The following is a 16,693-nucleotide window of genomic DNA, read 5'->3' on the forward strand; positions in this document are numbered from 1 at the left end:
TGTCTACCGGCAGGATGAGGAACTAGCCGGGCAGAACGGTAATGGCTCCCAATATCGCGGAGCCAGGATTACTTTCTACAGGTTAGCGGGTTCCGACAGACTTAATTGCAATTATCATTCATCGACAGACATCGGTGCCGACTACCCGCAGGTCTTAGTGGGCTAACGCAACACGCGTTAGGGCGATTGCCCCAACACAGTCATTTACCGGGCCGGTAGGTCGATCAACTTGGGATCGTTCAGTCTGGCCATCAACTCACGGTTCGTCCAGCGAGACTTTGTTGATTGACGCGAGGCATGCAAGCTTGGGCCTTAGCTTTTATATCACACGCCGGTATTTTTTTGCCTTTTCGCACTGGGCAACTAGCTACCATCTGCCACCGTTAACTCGCCGTACAACGGATGCAGGAGTTGAGATTTAAGCCCCAGGTACTTGTATGTGAATGGCCGCAATCGGCCCAGAGTGTGTAAAAACGCACGGATGCACTGCCGGCGCGCAGAGCCGACGGTTGTTAGCTGAGTAGCTCACACATGTCCTGCGGATCATCACTAGGTCTTGGGGGCCCCAGCGCCGCTTTTACCTTGCTGCGTGGCCAAAATATGGGTCTCCTCAGGCCGACAGCGCTTTCATTAAACCTCTGGTACCGAGAATTTTCATGACGCACTTCAAGTTGTAGGACGTTCAAACTCATCTCCGCACTTACTCCGCACAGCTTTCGTGTCAGGAATGCGTGGCGCCCATCCATTTTTTGAGTGTCCCGAAGGGATGCTCCACAGTACGCTTGCGGAATCGCATCATGTCCGGCGCGTTGCTCAGTCTGTTATGCATTTCCTCCAGTATGGCTTCATGCTCCCAGCGTCGAACCTGCCGTTCCGTGCTCGATGTGCACTGCGGTTTCATTGCGCAGCCCCAGCATTTCGAACTCCAGTAACGGTGCAGCATCAGGCCTTTTTCATCGTTGGTATAGCGCCAGATCAGTGTAAGCAAACGGGCATTACAGGTTGCGTAACGGTATCCAGTTATGCGGCAACAACCCGGCGATCTCACTCGCTCGCTGCGTCGGTAGCCGCGCCGGAACGTCCTTCAGATAAGCATACGGGTCATGCCCATTGAGCTTGGCCGACTGGATCAGACTCATCAGCGCCGCCGCACGTTTGCCGCTGCGCAACGATCCTGCAAAGAGCCAATTTTTGCGTCCAAGAGCCCATGGCCGGATCTGCTGCTCGATGTGGTTGTTATCGATAGGCACGACGCCGTCATCCAGATAACGTGACAACGCCGTCCCGCGCTCGAGGCTGTAATCCAGGGCTCTGGCGATGGCCACGCCATCGTGCACAAGCTCGCGCTGGGCGATCATCCAGGCATGCAAGGCGTCCATTGCCGGTGCGGCTTTTTCCTGGCGTATTCGTCGTCGAGCGTCAGGCTCAAGGTCGCGGATTTGCTGTTCTATTTCGTACAGCACCTGGATATAGCGCAAGGCCTGTTCGGCCAGCTGGCTTTTGTTCGTGGCGTGCAGGTCAAAGAATTTGCGCCGAGCATGAGCCATGCAACCGATCTCTGTCACACCCATTGCAAAAACTGGCCTTGTAGCCACCAAAATCGCCGCACACCAGTTTGCCTTTCCAGTCTTGCAGGAAGGCGCGAGCGTGTTCACCCGAGCGGCTTGGGCTGAAGTCGTACACCACCGCGCGGATATCGGCAGACGCGGTGGGCGCATAGGCCCAGACGTAGGCCCGATGGGTTTTCTTCACGCCGGGCATGAGCACCTGTACCGGCGTGCACCATGCTGTGTTCAAGCACCACTCGCGCAGGGCATCGACCAGCGGTTGCAGTTGCACACCGCAGGTGCCGACCCACTGCGCCAAGGTCGAGCGCGGGATGGCGAGGCCGGCCCGGCCAAAGATCTTTTCCTGACGGTACAGCGGCAAATGATCAGCGTATTTGGCGATCATCACTTGGGCCAGCAGACCTGCCGTGGGGATGCCCTTGTCGATGATCTGCGCGGGAACCGGTGCCTGGATCAGTGTCTCGCATTGATCGCACACCCACTTGCCACGGATGTGTTGTTCGACGGTGAACACGCCGGGCGTGTAGTCGAGTTTCTCGCTGACATCCTCGCCGATACGCTTGAGGGCGCAGCCGCAGGTGCACTGCGTGTTGTCCGGTTCGTGATGGATCTGCATGCGTGGAAACTCGGGCGGCAAGGCTGTGCGTTTAGGTCTTTGCCGAGCCACGGTCGGGGCCAGAGCGGGTTGCAACGCCTCAAGCTCGGCTTCGATGGCCGCGATGTCGGCGTCGATCAGGTCATCGAGCAGGCTGGCTTGATCCGGGTTTAGTTGCTCGCTGCGCTTGGCAAATTTGAAACGCTTGTGCTGTGCGATCTCATGGTTCAGCTTGTCGTTGACCGTTTTGTAGTGGTGGATCTGCTTGTCCATGGACTCGACGCGCTGCATCAACTGCGCCGCGATAGTGCGCAGTTGTTCAGGGTTTAGTTGGTCGAGATTAGGAAGCGAAGTAATGCCACCGATTTTGCCAGAGCAGGTCAACACCGACGATGGCTCATCGGACAATTGCACGGCGACCCTGGCCATGGCAGACGTTTCATGATGGAAATCGCGTTGTCTGGCCCAATTCTTTGCCAAGGCAAGCCCAGCACCAGAGCGAGTAACTGTTCGTCGCTCAGCGCCACCTGAAGACCATGACGAGAACCTGGCCAGATGAATTTTCCTTGATGCAGTCGGCGAGCCGCCAGCCAGATACCCAAACTGAACTCCTTGTTTGCCTCACGCAACTGATGTGAAAGGGACTGGAAGACTGTCCTTGCGCGCGACCTCAATCCTGGGCGGTACTTGCTTGTACCCAACAGAGCTGTAAAACGGGTCAGTCGACGCCGAAAAGGTCACCTAGGGAGTAACGGGAAATGAATCGAAGCTAGCAAAATGCTATACCCACGTCCACCCGTGGTTGCTGCTGATGGTTGCGGCTCGCTGAGTGGGATCACGCTTGATCAGCCCTCTCCCCGTCACGCCGCTGAAACCGCGTGATACCTAATGCCTCTGCCGGAACCTGAGCGATTGTCTGAATCACCTCAGCAGCAACCGAGACTATCACCCCGCCAATACCCATCCTCCGGTGCTCGCCTCGCGGACCTTCGATATGGGCAATACAGTTGACGAACGCACTTGTCAATTCAGAGCATTGCCTTGGCACGGGGAGCCTCCGGACACGAGATCAGAACACAATTGCGCCTTCCGGATGGCAACGCTACCCAGATCCAAAATATCCGTGGGAGTAAATGTGGGAGTATTTGTTTAGACATGAAAAAGCCCAATCTTTTCAGATTGGGCTAAATCATTGAAATATATGGTCGGGACGGAGTGATTCGAACACTCGACCCCTAGCACCCCATGCTAGTGCGCTACCGGACTGCGCTACGCCCCGACTAGGCGTGTAACTCGTTCTTCACCTCGAAGAACGTTCAAGAATATATCGCAAGCTTTTGAAAACTGGAAGTATTTAAAAGCAGGAATTTATTTCTTGAGTACTCCCAGCACGTCTTCCAATTCGGCAATCATCTGCCGAATCATCTGCTTGTACTGGGTGGTGTCATCTTTGGCTTCATCGCCGGACAAACGCAAACGCGCGCCGCCGATGGTGAACCCCTGATCGTAAAGCAGCGCGCGAATCTGCCGGATCATCAGCACATCCTGGCGCTGATAATACCGGCGGTTTCCGCGGCGTTTAACGGGGTTGAGTTGAGGAAACTCCTGCTCCCAATAGCGCAGTACGTGAGGCTTTACTGCGCACAGCTCGCTGACCTCACCGATGGTGAAGTAGCGTTTGCCCGGGATGACGGGTAGCTCGTCGTTATGACTTGGTTCCAGCATAAGCCTCAACTCGGGCCTTCAACTTCTGCCCTGGACGAAAGGTGACCACACGGCGAGCCGTGATCGGGATTTCTTCCCCCGTTTTCGGATTGCGGCCAGGCCGCTGGCGTTTGTCCCGAAGGTCGAAATTGCCGAAACCGGACAATTTGACTTGTTCGTTGTCTTCAAGAGCGTGCCTGATTTCCTCAAAAAACAGTTCGACCAATTCCTTGGCTTCCCGTTTATTCAGGCCCAGCTCTTCATACAGACGTTCCGCCATCTCAGCTTTCGTCAGAGCCCCCATACGTCACTTCCTTAACGTGGCGTTCAACCTTTGTTCGAGCGAGGTGAGGATGTTTTGCGTTGTGGTATTCACCTCATCGTCATTAAGAGTGCGCGATGGATGCTGCCAGGTCAAGCCGACCGCGAGGCTTTTTCTATCAGGATCAATGCCTTTACCCTGATATACGTCAAATAGCCTGAGGTCTGTCAGCCATTCGCCTGCATTTTCACGGATTACGTCCAGCACGGCACTGGCGGCAACGTCCGTAGCCGCAATGAGCGCCAGGTCACGTCGCACTTCAGGAAAGCGTGATAACTCCTGGAATTTCGGCATTTTGCCCAGTGCCACTTCAGCCAGAACCAGTTCGAATACGAAGACCGGGCGGTCGAGACCGAGGGTCTTCGACAACTCTGGGTGAATCGCGCCAATGAAACCAACCAGACGCCCTTCGCGCTCAATGCGCGCGGTCTGCCCCGGGTGCAAAGCAGGGTGTTTACCCGGCACGAACGTGAACGCTTCCAGCGCACCGGCAAAGCCCAGCACGGCTTCCACATCGGCTTTGACGTCGAAGAAATCGACGACATCGCGCCCCTGTGCCCAACCTTCCGGCAGACGGCTGCCGCAGGCGACGCCGGCGATCATCGGTTCTTGCTTCAGATCGTCGAGCTGACCGACAAAACGCAAGCCGCTTTCGAACAGGCGAACGCGATCCTGTTGACGGTTCAGGTTGTGCTGCAACGACTTGACCAGGCCCGGCCACAGCGATGAACGCATTGCCGCCATGTCATTCGAGATCGGGTTAGCCAACAGCAGCGGCTCGACACCCGGATTAAACAACTCGAATTGTTTCGGATCGATGAAGCTGTAAGTAATTGCTTCCTGATAACCGCGCGCTACCAGCAGACGACGCAGTTCCGGCAGATCGCTGCGTGCTTCGGCCTTGGCCTGCGGTGCCAGACGCGCTTGCGGGTAACGAACCGGCAGGCGGTTGTAGCCGTAGAGACGGGCCAACTCTTCGATCAGGTCGACTTCCAGGCTGATGTCGAAGCGGTGGCTTGGCACTTCAACGCGCCACTGCCCTGCCCCGTCAGCGGAAACCGTCAGGCCCAAGGCATTGAGAAAACGCTCGACTTCGGCCGGGTCCATTTCCATGCCGAGCATCTGGGTGATGCGCTGGGCACGAAGGGTGACCGGGGCGATTTTCGGCAGGAATTCTTCGTTGACCGTTTCAATGATCGGGCCTGCTTCACCGCCAGTGATTTCCAGCAGCAGGCCAGTGGCGCGCTCCATGGCTTCACGGGCCAGTTGCCAGTCAACGCCGCGTTCATAACGGTGCGATGCATCGGTGTGCAGACCGTAGGAACGGGCCTTGCCAGCGACAGCGATCTGGTCGAAGAACGCGCTTTCGAGGAACACGTCGCGAGTGGTCGCGGTGTTGACGCCGCTGTGCTCGCCACCCATGACACCGGCCATCGCCAGGGCACGGGTGTGGTCGGCAATGACCAGGGTATCGCTACGCAGCGAGACTTCCTGACCGTCGAGCAATACCAGCTTCTCGCCTTCTTCAGCCATGCGCACGCGGATGCCACCATTGATCTCGGCGAGATCGAAGGCGTGCAGCGGCTGACCCAGCTCCAGCATTACGTAGTTGGTGATGTCCACAGCGGCGTCGATACTGCGCACGTCAGCGCGACGCAGACGCTCGACCATCCACAGCGGCGTAGCCTTGGACAGGTCGACATTACGAATCACGCGACCCAGATAGCGCGGGCATGCCGCAGGCGCGAGAACTTCAATCGAACGCACTTCATCGTGCACGGCAGGGACGTCGGCAACCGCCGGACGAGTGACGGTCGCGTCGTACAGCGCACCGACTTCGCGGGCCAGACCGGCCAGTGACAGGCAGTCGCCACGGTTCGGCGTAAGGTCGACTTCGATACTGGCATCGTCGAGACCCAGGTACTCACGAATGTCCTTGCCGACCGGTGCATCAGCGGGCAATTCCATCAGGCCATCGTTGCCTTCGCCCACCTGCAGCTCGGCCTGCGAGCACAGCATGCCGTTGGACTCAACGCCACGCAGTTTGGCTTTCTTGATTTTGAAGTCGCCTGGCAGCTCAGCGCCGATCATGGCGAACGGGATCTTCAGGCCCGGGCGCACGTTCGGCGCGCCGCAGACAACCTGGAAGGTCTCCGAGCCATTGCTGACCTGGCAAACGCGAAGCTTGTCAGCGTCGGGATGCTGCTCGGTGCTCAGCACCTCGCCCACGATCACACCACTGAATTCGCCGGCGGCCGGCGTAACGCTATCGACCTCAAGACCGGCCATCGACAAACGAGCAACCAGCTCGTCGCGACTTACCTGCGGGCTTACCCAGCCACGCAGCCATTGTTCACTGAATTTCATCCTGCTCTCCTAAGAATTCGTTACGACTAGCGAAATTGCGCGAGGAACCGCAAGTCGTTGTCGAAGAACAGACGCAAGTCGTTCACGCCGTAACGCAGCATGGCCAGACGCTCGACGCCCATGCCGAAGGCAAAGCCCGAAAACTCTTCCGGGTCGATGCCGGACATGCGCAACACGTTCGGGTGAACCATGCCGCAGCCCATGACTTCCAGCCAGCCCGTCTGTTTGCAGACGCGGCAGCCTTTACCGCTGCACATCACGCATTCCATATCGACTTCAGCGGATGGCTCGGTGAACGGGAAGTACGAAGGACGGAAACGCACGGCCAGTTCTTTCTCGAAGAACACCCGCAGGAACTCTTCGATGGTGCCTTTGAGGTCGGCGAAGTTGATGTCGCGATCGACCAGCAGGCCTTCGACCTGATGGAACATCGGCGAGTGGGTGATATCGGAGTCGCTGCGGTACACACGGCCTGGGCAGACGATGCGGATCGGCGGCTGTTTCGATTCCATGGTGCGGACCTGTACCGGCGAGGTATGGGTGCGCAGCAACATGTTGGCATTAAAATAGAAGGTGTCATGCATCGACCGGGCCGGGTGATGGCCTGGGATGTTGAGCGCTTCAAAGTTGTGGTAATCGTCTTCGACCTCAGGACCTTCGGCAATGCCGTAGCCTATGTGGGTGAAGAACTGTTCGATACGTTCCAGAGTGCGCGTGACCGGATGCAGACCACCCGAGGTCTGGCCGCGGCCAGGCAGGGTCACGTCAATGGACTCGGCAGACAGTTTGGCGGCCAGATCGGCCTCCTCAAACAGTGCCTTGCGAGCATTGAGAACCTCTGTGACACGCTCCTTGGCAACGTTGATCAGCGCGCCGACTTGCGGGCGCTCTTCTGCCGGCAAATTCCCCAGGGTCTTCATCACCTGAGTCAATTCACCCTTCTTGCCAAGGTAGTGAACCCGGATTTGCTCCAGGGCATTGATATCTTCAGCGCTTTGCACAGCCTCTAGTGCTTGAGAGACGAGCGCGTCCAGGTTTTCCATGTACAGACTCCAGATACAAAATAGGGGAAGAGCTTGAAGGCTCTTCCCCTATTTATGACGTTTAACACCTGGCCCCACGGAGGTGAGGCCGGGTGATTGTCGGGGGTACTTAAGCCAAGGTGGCTTTAGCTTTCTCGACAATCGCAGCAAACGCCGCTTTTTCGTTCACTGCCAGATCAGCCAGAACCTTGCGGTCGATCTCGATGGACGCTTTTTTCAAGCCGGCGATGAAACGGCTGTAGGACAGACCGTTGATACGAGCACCAGCGTTGATACGAGCGATCCACAGAGCGCGGAACTGACGTTTTTTCTGACGACGGTCACGGTAGGCGTATTGGCCTGCCTTGATTACCGCTTGCTTGGCAACACGGAATACGCGCGAGCGAGCACCGTAGTAACCTTTAGCAAGTTTCAGAATTTTTTTGTGACGCTTACGGGCAATGACGCCACGCTTTACACGAGCCATGAGTTACTTCCTCTATTCTTAACCAAAAATTAGCAAAGGCGCAGCATACGCTTGACTTTTGCAACGTCGGACGGGTGCAGCAAGCTGCTACCGCGCAGCTGACGCTTACGCTTGGTCGACATTTTGGTCAGGATGTGGCTCTTGAAAGCGTGTTTATGCTTGATACCGTTAGCAGTTTTCAAAAACCGCTTAGCAGCACCACTTTTCGTTTTCATTTTTGGCATGTTCGGATACTCCGCATTCAGTTGATAAACATAATCAGAAGGCCTGCCGTGCCCTGTTGATTATTTCTTCTTTTTCGGGGCGATGACCATGATCAGCTGGCGTCCTTCCATCTTAGGATGCTGTTCGACCGAACCGTACTCGAGCAAGTCACCTTCAACCCGCTTGAGAAGTTCCATCCCCAGCTCCTGGTGGGCCATCTCACGGCCGCGGAATCGCAAGGATACCTTGGCCCTGTCCCCATCACTCAGGAAACGTACCAGGTTGCGCAGTTTTACCTGGTAATCCCCTTCCTCCGTCCCTGGACGAAACTTGATTTCTTTAACCTGGATCTGCTTCTGGTTTTTCTTGGCCGCGGCAACCTGCTTCTTCTTCTCGAAGATCGATTTGCCGTAGTCCATCAGTTTGCAAACAGGGGGTACTGCATCGGCGGAAATTTCCACCAAATCCAGTTTGGCCTCTTCAGCCTTAAGAAGCGCGTCTTCAATTGACACAATCCCAAGCTGTTCACCTTCAGCTCCAATTAACCGAACCTCGCGTGCCGAGATATTCTCGTTGATCGGGGCTTTCGGTGCAGCTCGTTTATCTTGTCTCATTTCACGCTTAATAGTAATTACTCCGAATCTGGGCGACCACGCCGGGAAACCGCTTGCGCGAGAAACTCAGCGAACCGGGCGACGGGCATCGAGCCCAGGTCAGCACCTTCACGAGTACGCACAGCGACAGTCTGCATCTCGACTTCCCGATCTCCGATAACCAAGAGATAGGGAACCTTGAGCAAAGTATGCTCGCGGATTTTAAAGCCGATCTTTTCATTTCTCAAGTCAGACTTGGCACGAAATCCGCTTTCGTTGAGAGTTTTTTCAACTTCAGCGGCAAAATCAGCCTGCTTGTCAGTGATATTCATGATCACTGCCTGGGTCGGAGCCAGCCACGCGGGGAATGCCCCTTCGTAGTGCTCGATCAAAATCCCCACGAAACGCTCGAAGGATCCAAGGATCGCCCGGTGCAGCATGACCGGGTGCTTGCGACTGTTGTCTTCAGAGACGTATTCGGCTCCCAGACGGACAGGCAGGTTAAAATCGAGCTGCAGAGTACCACACTGCCAAACACGGCCAAGGCAATCTTTCAACGAGAACTCGATCTTCGGACCGTAGAACGCGCCCTCACCCGGCTGCAATTCGTACGGCAGGCCAGCGCTATCAAGGGCTGCAGCCAATGCGGCTTCGGCGCGATCCCACAGCTCGTCGGAACCGACGCGTTTTTCCGGACGAGTGGACAGCTTCATTTCAACGTCTTTGAAGCCGAAATCGGCGTAGACGTCCATGGTCAGCTTGATGAACGCGGCGGATTCGGCCTGCATCTGCTCTTCAGTACAGAAGATGTGGGCGTCATCCTGAGTGAATGCACGCACACGCATGATGCCGTGCAACGCACCCGAAGGCTCGTTACGGTGACAGGCACCGAATTCGGCCAGACGCATCGGCAGCTCGCGGTAGCTCTTCAGGCCTTGATTGAACACTTGCACGTGGCAAGGACAGTTCATTGGCTTGATCGCGTAGTCGCGGTTTTCCGACTGAGTCGTGAACATATTGTCGCCGTAGTTGGCCCAGTGCCCGGATTTCTCCCAGAGACTGCGGTCAACGACTTGCGGCGTCTTGATTTCGAGGTAACCGTTGTCGCGCTGAACCTTGCGCATGTACTGCTCGAGCACCTGATACAGCGTCCAGCCGTTGGGGTGCCAGAACACCATCCCCGGCGACTCTTCCTGGGTGTGGAACAGACCCAGACGCTTGCCGATCTTGCGGTGATCGCGCTTTTCAGCTTCTTCGATGCGCTGGACGTAAGCCGCCAGCTGCTTCTTGTCTGCCCATGCGGTGCCGTAAACGCGCTGCAATTGCTCGTTTTTGGCATCGCCGCGCCAGTAAGCGCCGGACAGCTTGGTCAGCTTGAAGGATTTCAGGAAGCGCGTGTTCGGCACGTGTGGGCCGCGGCACATGTCGACGTATTCTTCGTGATAGTACAGGCCCATGGCCTGTTCATTCGGCATGTCTTCGACCAGGCGTAACTTGTAGTCTTCGCCACGGGCCTTGAACACTTCGATCACTTCGGCGCGCGGAGTGACTTTCTTGATCACGTCGTAATCTTTTTCGATCAGCTGCTGCATGCGCTGTTCGATCGCGGCCAGGTCGTCCGGGGTGAAAGGACGCTCGAAGGCGATGTCGTAATAGAAGCCTTCTTCGATGACCGGGCCGATGACCATCCTGGCCGTCGGGTACAGCTGCTTGACCGCGTGGCCGACCAGGTGAGCGCAAGAGTGGCGAATGATCTCCAGCCCCTCTTGATCCTTTGGCGTGATGATTTGCAGCGTGGAATCGCTGCTGATGATGTCGCTGGCGTCGACCAGCTGGCCATTGACCTTGCCGGCCACGGTGGCTTTGGCCAGGCCAGCACCAATGGATGCGGCGACCTCGGCTACGGAAACCGGGTGATCGAATGAACGTTGACTGCCGTCGGGAAGAGTAATAGTTGGCATGGCGCCTCCTCTCCTAGTGGTGACCCCTACCAAAGGTCACGTGGGTTGGGATGAGCCAGTACAAGATCCGATCCAGGCCATTCAATGACGAACGCCTGCCTTACAGCGGCAGGAGCCTTGCGGCCAACCGGAAAACCGAACCAGAGTGACTGGGATTCAAATCAGGGTTATTCGAACCTGCCGCGCCGGGACTGAAGGTCATCCGGAGCCTGCAAACGCCCGAGCGGGGCATGCTAGCACAGATGAACGGTCATCGCGGCATCGAGCAATCCAGCGGGGCCAATGTTCGGATTTTATGCCAGAGTGCTGAACTAGATCCCCGCTTACCCCTCAGATAACAAGACATTGACCTACATGGAGCATCCCAGCATGCATCTGAAACGTTTATTCGCCTTCATCGCCCCTGTCGTCCTGTTGCTGCCGCTGGCCGCTCACGCCGATTGGCCCAAGGGCGAGCGCGAGAAGTACATGGCTCAGTGCACACAGGCCGCCACTCCGCAGATCGGCGCTGCTGCGGCGAAATCTCACTGCGCATGCGGTGCTGACGCGATCAAATCGTATCCGGCTGGTGATATTCAAGCATTGATGGACAACAAGGCCACCCCTGAACTGCAGCAGAAAGCGCTGGGTCAGATCGCCAAATGCAAGGCAGATGCACCTGTGAAAAAATGAGAAAAACGGCCTTTTGACCACGTCTCGCGTCAATAAAAAGTGCCGGATTTGAAGGTTTTTGCACAATTTATGCAGGTTTTTCAGCTTTTTTTATCGACTTTACTTTCGGCTGAAAGCCTTGTAAAACGGGGCTTTCAGCTACATCAAGCAACAAAGAATGCGCTAGCGAGGGTCAAACAGTACGTCCGGGGGGCTCCCAAATCGAACATTTCGACTATGATACCCCGGTGTGCCCAGTTGGCCTGAGCAGCACAGTACTACTGAAAATATATGTTTCTTGGAGATACACCATGTCTAATCGCCAAACCGGCACCGTTAAATGGTTCAACGATGAAAAAGGCTTCGGCTTCATCACTCCTCAAGGTGGCGGTGACGACCTGTTCGTACACTTCAAAGCTATCGAAAGCGACGGTTTCAAAAGCCTGAAAGAAGGCCAGACCGTTTCCTTCGTGGCTGAGAAAGGCCAAAAGGGTATGCAAGCTGCACAAGTTCGCCCAGAGTAAGTTTCTGGCGCACTAAAAAAACCCCGTCCATGTGACGGGGTTTTTTATGTCTGAGACAAAAGCGGCGGTAAAGATCAGCCGCAGTTGACGCGAGTGACGATCTGACCTGCGTCGGTGTTCAGGTTCAGACGATCGGACCGGTACTCCAGTGTCACCATGTCAGACGGCATCAGAAACCGTGCATTCTGCGCACCTGCGCGAGCCCGGGCCTGCTCAAGCAATTCGGGCGAAGCCTTTTTGCCAATGGTGAATTCCGCAGCCTTAGCTTCACAGCGGCTATGACCGGCATCAGTCGTCGTGACGGGGTCCGCTGCTGTCTCGGTCGACGTGCTGCTGCAACCAGCCAGCAACGTTGCCGCCAGCAAAGTACCCAATGACGCGAGCTTCCAAGGCATGAAGCCTCCTATTTCGTTAATTAAGCTGAGATCGTGCGACCACCAATCTGGCGTTTCATTTCAAGAAGAGTGGTACCACCCTGCCTGCAAGTTGAAGAATCCGCGAGTTTGCCTGAGCCGAATGCCCCGTTCATCCTTAAATCGTGACTGGATATGAACAGCGCTCAGTAGACGTCGATGTAGTCAAAAGCCGGGGTCGGCCAGTTCTGGTCAAGGGCGTTGAAGATTTGCATGACCCAGACTTCATCACTTGCCGCCACACGTCCGACGTAGCCCGAGCCTTTGGCCCAGGTCTCTAATCGAAACAACAGCCCGTCGATGTCAGTGCCACCCACAACCCCCGACGAGATATAGGCAATGCCGCCCTGGGTAACGCGCAGTTGCGTGTGCTCATCGTCACTGGCAGAGGCCAGCAATTGGCGCACCGCTTCAAGAGTCAAGCTGCCCGGAGTGTTCAAATCGATCTGCACAACGTGATCCTTGGGAATCATCAAAGACCAAGTGTCGCATAGCCCTCCTCTCATGCCTAAGTCGCAGTGCCAAACGCCACGCAAAATGGTTAACTCGCAACCAGACTTTTTGCATTCACGAGCGCCATCATGACCACCGTAAGTATCGACGCCGACATCAAGGCCAAGTGGCCGCAAGGCCATAGCTCCTATAGCCCGGGCAGTCCGGAAGAGTTGGCAATCATAGGTATCGATCTGTTGGTCAAGGAACTGGGCACAGAGGCGGCCCAGTCATTTATTGCGCAGGTATTCGAGAAGTACCCTGCTGAATACATGGGCATGGTGTATTCAGGCAAGGAATAGAACCTGCAGGGTGCTGCCTACAGGTTCGGGCGTTTATTTCAATCGCGCCAGGCGCTGGGTCAGCAGATCGAAAAAGCCTTGGGCATCACCGTTTTCCACCCAGAAAGCATTCTTCGGCGCTTTCAAGCCGTCATACCAATCTACAACGGTCTGGCCAAACGTCGGGCCTTCGCGACTGTCGACCACAACGTTGACCGCCCGCCCGGTAAACAGCTCTGGCTTGAGCAGATACGCGACTACCGTGGCATCGTGTACCGGGCCACCCGGTAGACCATAGTGTTCCATGTCGCCTTTGACGTACTCGTTGAGAATCCCGCTGACCAGTTTGCTGGCGTTATTGTTCAGCGCGGCAATCTGCTTCAGTCGTGCTTCACTGGTGAGGATCTTGTGCGTTACGTCCAGCGGCAGATAGGTCAGTTTGACCCCGCTTTTCAGCACGACTTCAGCAGCCTGCGGATCGGCAAACAAGTTGAATTCGGCCACCGGCGTGATGTTGCCACCATTGAAGTGGGCACCGCCCATGATCACCACTTCCTTGATGCCCTGAACAATCTCGGGCTCTTGCATCAGCGCCAGGGCCAGGTTGGTTTGCGGGCCGAGCATGGCGATAGTGATGCTGTGCGGCTTGGCAGTCTTCAAAGTGTCGATCAGATAATTGACCGCACTGCCCTTCTCGAGCCCCTTCTTCGGTTCGTGGACGGTCACACCCGACAAGCCCTCCTTGCCGTGAATGTTCTCGGCGTAGATCGGTGTGCGCATCAGCGGCCTGGGTGCACCGGCATACACCGGAACATCTTCGCGCCCCGCCCATTCACGAGCCAGGCGAGCGTTACGCGATGTCTTGTCGAGGCGCACGTTGCCGGCAACGGTGGTCAAGGCACGGATATTCAACTCGTCCGGCGAGGCTAGCGCGAACAGCAGAGCTACGACGTCGTCGGCACCGGGATCGGTGTCGATGATCAGATCGATTTTTTCCGCCGCGTGAACGCTGGTTGCGCTAATCAGGGACAAAAGCAGAACACTCCGAAACAGTTGGGGCAGTTTTTTAACATAGCGGTGCATGGCGCACTCCTTGTGCGTGGGTAAACCAGAAAATAAAGCCGATCAGAACGTTACCCCAGCCACCAGCACTATGTTGCAGTACGGCTGACACTCGCCTGTACGAACAATCGCCCGTGCTTGTCGGCTCAGGATTTTAAATTGGTCGTGGCTGAGCAACTCACGTCGGCCCAGCGCTCCCTCTGCATTCAATGTATCCAGCGCCTTCAGTGCCGAGGGTTGCTTTTGCAAAATCTCTTCGGCCAGCACATGGCTTTCGACCTGCATCTCGCTGAGCACCACGTTCAGGGTGCTGACGAAATCCGGGATGCCGTGGGTCAGGGCCAGATCAATCAGCTCGACGCCCGGAGGCACTGGCAGTCCGGCATCGCCGATCACGACTATGTCGCCATGGCCCAGCGACGCGATCAGCCGCGACAGTGCGACGTTGAGCAAAGGAGTTTTTTTCATGATGCTTTGAATGCCTTAACGTCGTTCAAGGTGGGTATCGAAGGTTGAGCTCCTGACCGGGTCACGGACAGCGCGGCGGCGACCTGGCCGAAACGGATCGCTTCGGTCTCGCTTTGACCGGCGGACAGGGCGGCGGCAAAACCGCCGACAAACGTGTCGCCAGCCGCCGTGGTATCGACCGCTTTTACCTTCGGCGCCGGGAAATGCTCGAAGCTTTGCCCGTTGGCAAACAGCGAACCCTGCGGCCCAAGGGTGATGATGACCTTGCTCGCGCCCATGGCGATCAGACGGGTCGCCGCGATTTCTGCGCTTTCCAGTGAGTCCACCGGCAATCCGCTCAGGGCTGAGGCTTCGCTCTCATTGGGAATCAGGTAATCAATGGCCGCGTACCAGTCTGACGGCAGCGGACCACTGGCCGGAGCGGGGTTGAGGATCACGATTTTTCCCAGTTCCCGGCCGCGTTTGAGTGCGTGGCCTACCGTCGCATCGGGCACTTCCAGCTGACAGATAATCACGTCCGAGGCCTGCAATACCGCATCAAACTGGTTAATCACATCGGCCGTCAGCGCACCGTTCGCGCCGGCCACGATGACAATGGCGTTCTGACTATTATCGTCAACCACGATCAAGGCCACGCCGCTGGCACCTTCCACGATGCTGACGGCCTGACAATCAATGTTGTCGGCCAACAGTGATTCGCGCAATTCGTTGCCGTAGGCATCACTGCCGACACAACCGACCATCGAAACCTGGGCACCGAGGCGCGCTGCGGCAACGGCCTGGTTCGCACCCTTGCCACCGGAGACCGTGGCAAACGACTCGCCAATCAGCGTCTCGCCGCCACGGGGCAGACGTGAAGCCCGGGTCACCAGGTCCATGTTCAAGCTGCCTATCACCACTACTTTTGCTGACATACATTGCTACTCATCAATTCGGTTTCAGCGGGTCTGCATTCAGGTTCTGCGCATTGGGGCAAACGGGCCGGCGAGCGGCGCGGTCGATTCGCGCAACACGATACTGGGCGTGACGATCCGCTGATCGGTGGGCAAGGCAGGGCTGGCGATCCGGCGCAAAAGTACCTCGGCCGCCATTTCCCCCAACTGCACAATGGACTGCCCGACGGTGGTCAGCGCCGGATACACATAACGGCTCATCTGGATGTCATCGAAACCGATGACAGACAATTCAGCCGGCACACGAATATTGCGTTCGGCAGCCGCGCGCAACACACCTATTCCGATCATGTCGTTGCCGGCGAAGATGGCACTGGGCGGATCCTTTTCCAACAGAATCGCGGCGGTGTTGTAACCGCCGGTGCTGGTGAAGTCACTCTCAAGCATGCGCCCGCGGGACACTTCGACGCCGGCCTCGGTCAAGGCGCGGCGGTAACCTGCCAGACGCATCTGCGCCACACTGGTGCTGGCCGGCCCGCCAATCGTGGCAATGTCGCGGTGGCCCAGCTCCAACAGATGGCGGGTCGCCAGATAGGCGCCAAATTCGTGATCAATGCGCACCAGGTCCGCATCGAGCCCTTCCAGTCCCCGGTCGACAATCACCATCGGTGTACGCACGCCGGCCAGACCCTCCGCCAGACCGCCATCCCCCCCGGCCGAAGCCACGATCAGACCGTCGATGCGCTTTTCCAGCAACACACGCAAATAACTGCGCTGCTTGTCCGGGTTATCGTCGGAGTTGCAGAGGATCACGCAATAACCGTTGCGCTCGCAGTAATCTTCGATGCCTCGTGCCAGTTCGGCAAAGTAAGGGTTCAGGCTGTTCGGCACCAGCAGTCCAATGGTCGCCGTGGTTTTCGCCTTCAGCGAACGAGCCACGGCACTGGGCACGTAGTCGAGCGTCTTGATGGCCGCCTCGACCTTGATCCGCACCTCTTCACTGACCGGGCGCGTCTTGTTCACCACGTGGGAAACCGTTGTGTAGGAAATCCCCGCGAGTGCTGCCACATCCTTGATTGTTGCCAT

At 56.8% G+C, this 16,693-nt stretch carries 19 protein-coding genes, 1 tRNA gene and 2 pseudogenes; 3 read left to right on the forward strand and 19 right to left on the reverse strand.

The window, feature by feature from the left end; translation table 11 throughout:
- Positions 1-610 precede the first annotated feature (610 nt).
- The 13 genes and pseudogenes from F8N12_RS10035 to thrS form a co-directional block, all read right to left on the reverse strand.
- Positions 611-979 (reverse strand): annotated as a pseudogene (locus F8N12_RS10035) (transposase); the annotation flags it as partial.
- Between the two features lie 16 nt (positions 980-995).
- Positions 996-1,088: a hypothetical protein gene (locus F8N12_RS28230; protein ID WP_412072140.1), complete on the reverse strand. Its 93-nt coding sequence runs from the start codon at positions 1,086-1,088 to the stop codon at positions 996-998.
- 16 nt (positions 1,089-1,104) lie between these two features.
- Positions 1,105-2,592 (reverse strand): annotated as a pseudogene (gene tnpC / locus F8N12_RS10040) (IS66 family transposase); the annotation flags it as partial.
- Positions 2,544-2,864, reverse strand: coding sequence for an IS66 family insertion sequence element accessory protein TnpB (gene tnpB / locus F8N12_RS28235; RefSeq protein ID WP_412072139.1), 321 nt, complete (start codon positions 2,862-2,864; stop codon positions 2,544-2,546). The gene tnpB and the pseudogene tnpC, both read right to left, overlap by 49 nt.
- Before the next feature lie 501 nt (positions 2,865-3,365).
- Positions 3,366-3,442 (reverse strand) — tRNA-Pro (locus F8N12_RS10050).
- An 89-nt stretch (positions 3,443-3,531) separates the two neighbouring features.
- Positions 3,532-3,888 carry a MerR family transcriptional regulator gene (locus F8N12_RS10055; protein ID WP_150580284.1) on the reverse strand — a complete coding sequence of 119 codons (357 nt, stop codon included), beginning with the start codon at positions 3,886-3,888 and terminating at the stop codon, positions 3,532-3,534.
- Entirely contained in the window at positions 3,869-4,171 is a 303-nt protein-coding gene (ihfA, locus tag F8N12_RS10060) for an integration host factor subunit alpha (RefSeq protein WP_002553164.1), read from the reverse strand. Before ihfA ends, F8N12_RS10055 begins: the two co-directional genes overlap by 20 nt.
- Positions 4,172-4,174: 3 nt before the next feature.
- Positions 4,175-6,556 carry a phenylalanine--tRNA ligase subunit beta gene (gene pheT / locus F8N12_RS10065; protein ID WP_150580285.1) on the reverse strand — a complete coding sequence of 794 codons (2,382 nt, stop codon included), beginning with the start codon at positions 6,554-6,556 and terminating at the stop codon, positions 4,175-4,177.
- Between the two features lie 26 nt (positions 6,557-6,582).
- Positions 6,583-7,599 (reverse strand): phenylalanine--tRNA ligase subunit alpha, encoded by a 1,017-nt coding sequence (gene pheS, locus F8N12_RS10070; protein WP_007905876.1) that lies wholly within the window; start codon positions 7,597-7,599, stop codon positions 6,583-6,585.
- Between the two features lie 109 nt (positions 7,600-7,708).
- Complete coding sequence (gene rplT, locus F8N12_RS10075; protein ID WP_007905879.1) at positions 7,709-8,065, reverse strand: 50S ribosomal protein L20; 357 nt, start codon at positions 8,063-8,065, stop codon at positions 7,709-7,711.
- Positions 8,066-8,094: 29 nt separating this feature from the next.
- A complete protein-coding gene (gene rpmI / locus F8N12_RS10080) occupies positions 8,095-8,289 on the reverse strand; it encodes a 50S ribosomal protein L35 (protein ID WP_003442181.1) in 195 nt (64 codons plus the stop codon).
- 60 nt (positions 8,290-8,349) lie between these two features.
- A complete protein-coding gene (gene infC, locus F8N12_RS10085) occupies positions 8,350-8,901 on the reverse strand; it encodes a translation initiation factor IF-3 (protein WP_176469887.1) in 552 nt (183 codons plus the stop codon).
- A complete protein-coding gene (gene thrS / locus F8N12_RS10090) occupies positions 8,901-10,823 on the reverse strand; it encodes a threonine--tRNA ligase (protein ID WP_150580286.1) in 1,923 nt (640 codons plus the stop codon). The genes infC and thrS overlap by 1 nt, the downstream gene beginning before the upstream one ends.
- Before the next feature lie 369 nt (positions 10,824-11,192).
- On the opposite strand from thrS, the gene F8N12_RS10095 reads away from it, so the two are divergent.
- Together F8N12_RS10095 and F8N12_RS10100 are read left to right on the forward strand one after the other, a co-directional pair.
- On the forward strand, positions 11,193-11,495 hold the full coding sequence (locus tag F8N12_RS10095) for a hypothetical protein (RefSeq protein WP_150580287.1): 303 nt from the start codon (positions 11,193-11,195) through the stop codon (positions 11,493-11,495).
- Positions 11,496-11,785: 290 nt separating this feature from the next.
- The gene (locus F8N12_RS10100; protein WP_003179963.1) at positions 11,786-11,998 is read left to right on the forward strand and encodes a cold-shock protein; all 213 of its coding nucleotides are present in this window, start codon (positions 11,786-11,788) and stop codon (positions 11,996-11,998) included.
- Positions 11,999-12,072: 74 nt separating this feature from the next.
- Here F8N12_RS10100 and F8N12_RS10105 read toward each other — a convergent pair whose 3' ends face one another.
- Entirely contained in the window at positions 12,073-12,393 is a 321-nt protein-coding gene (locus F8N12_RS10105) for an I78 family peptidase inhibitor (RefSeq protein WP_150580288.1), read from the reverse strand.
- 164 nt (positions 12,394-12,557) lie between these two features.
- Positions 12,558-12,863 carry a hypothetical protein gene (locus F8N12_RS10110; protein ID WP_150580289.1) on the reverse strand — a complete coding sequence of 102 codons (306 nt, stop codon included), beginning with the start codon at positions 12,861-12,863 and terminating at the stop codon, positions 12,558-12,560.
- A gap of 129 nt (positions 12,864-12,992) precedes the next feature.
- Here F8N12_RS10110 and F8N12_RS10115 point away from each other — a divergent pair, with 129 nt between their 5' ends.
- Positions 12,993-13,205, forward strand: coding sequence for a hypothetical protein (locus F8N12_RS10115; protein WP_150580290.1), 213 nt, complete (start codon positions 12,993-12,995; stop codon positions 13,203-13,205).
- A 33-nt stretch (positions 13,206-13,238) separates the two neighbouring features.
- Here F8N12_RS10115 and F8N12_RS10120 read toward each other — a convergent pair whose 3' ends face one another.
- Genes F8N12_RS10120 through F8N12_RS10135 form a run of 4 tightly spaced genes read right to left on the reverse strand, consistent with a single transcriptional unit; the run spans position 13,239 to position 16,693 of the window.
- The gene (locus F8N12_RS10120) at positions 13,239-14,267 is read right to left on the reverse strand and encodes a nucleoside hydrolase (RefSeq protein WP_150580291.1); all 1,029 of its coding nucleotides are present in this window, start codon (positions 14,265-14,267) and stop codon (positions 13,239-13,241) included.
- Positions 14,268-14,309: 42 nt separating this feature from the next.
- On the reverse strand, positions 14,310-14,714 hold the full coding sequence (rbsD, locus tag F8N12_RS10125; protein ID WP_150580292.1) for a D-ribose pyranase: 405 nt from the start codon (positions 14,712-14,714) through the stop codon (positions 14,310-14,312).
- Positions 14,711-15,628 carry a ribokinase gene (gene rbsK / locus F8N12_RS10130; protein WP_150580293.1) on the reverse strand — a complete coding sequence of 306 codons (918 nt, stop codon included), beginning with the start codon at positions 15,626-15,628 and terminating at the stop codon, positions 14,711-14,713. The genes rbsD and rbsK overlap by 4 nt, the downstream gene beginning before the upstream one ends.
- 39 nt (positions 15,629-15,667) lie before the next feature.
- Complete coding sequence (locus tag F8N12_RS10135) at positions 15,668-16,693, reverse strand: LacI family DNA-binding transcriptional regulator (protein ID WP_150580294.1); 1,026 nt, start codon at positions 16,691-16,693, stop codon at positions 15,668-15,670.

The organism is Pseudomonas fluorescens, assembly GCF_902497625.1.
In the GTDB taxonomy this organism is placed as follows: domain Bacteria; phylum Pseudomonadota; class Gammaproteobacteria; order Pseudomonadales; family Pseudomonadaceae; genus Aquipseudomonas; species Aquipseudomonas fluorescens_BQ.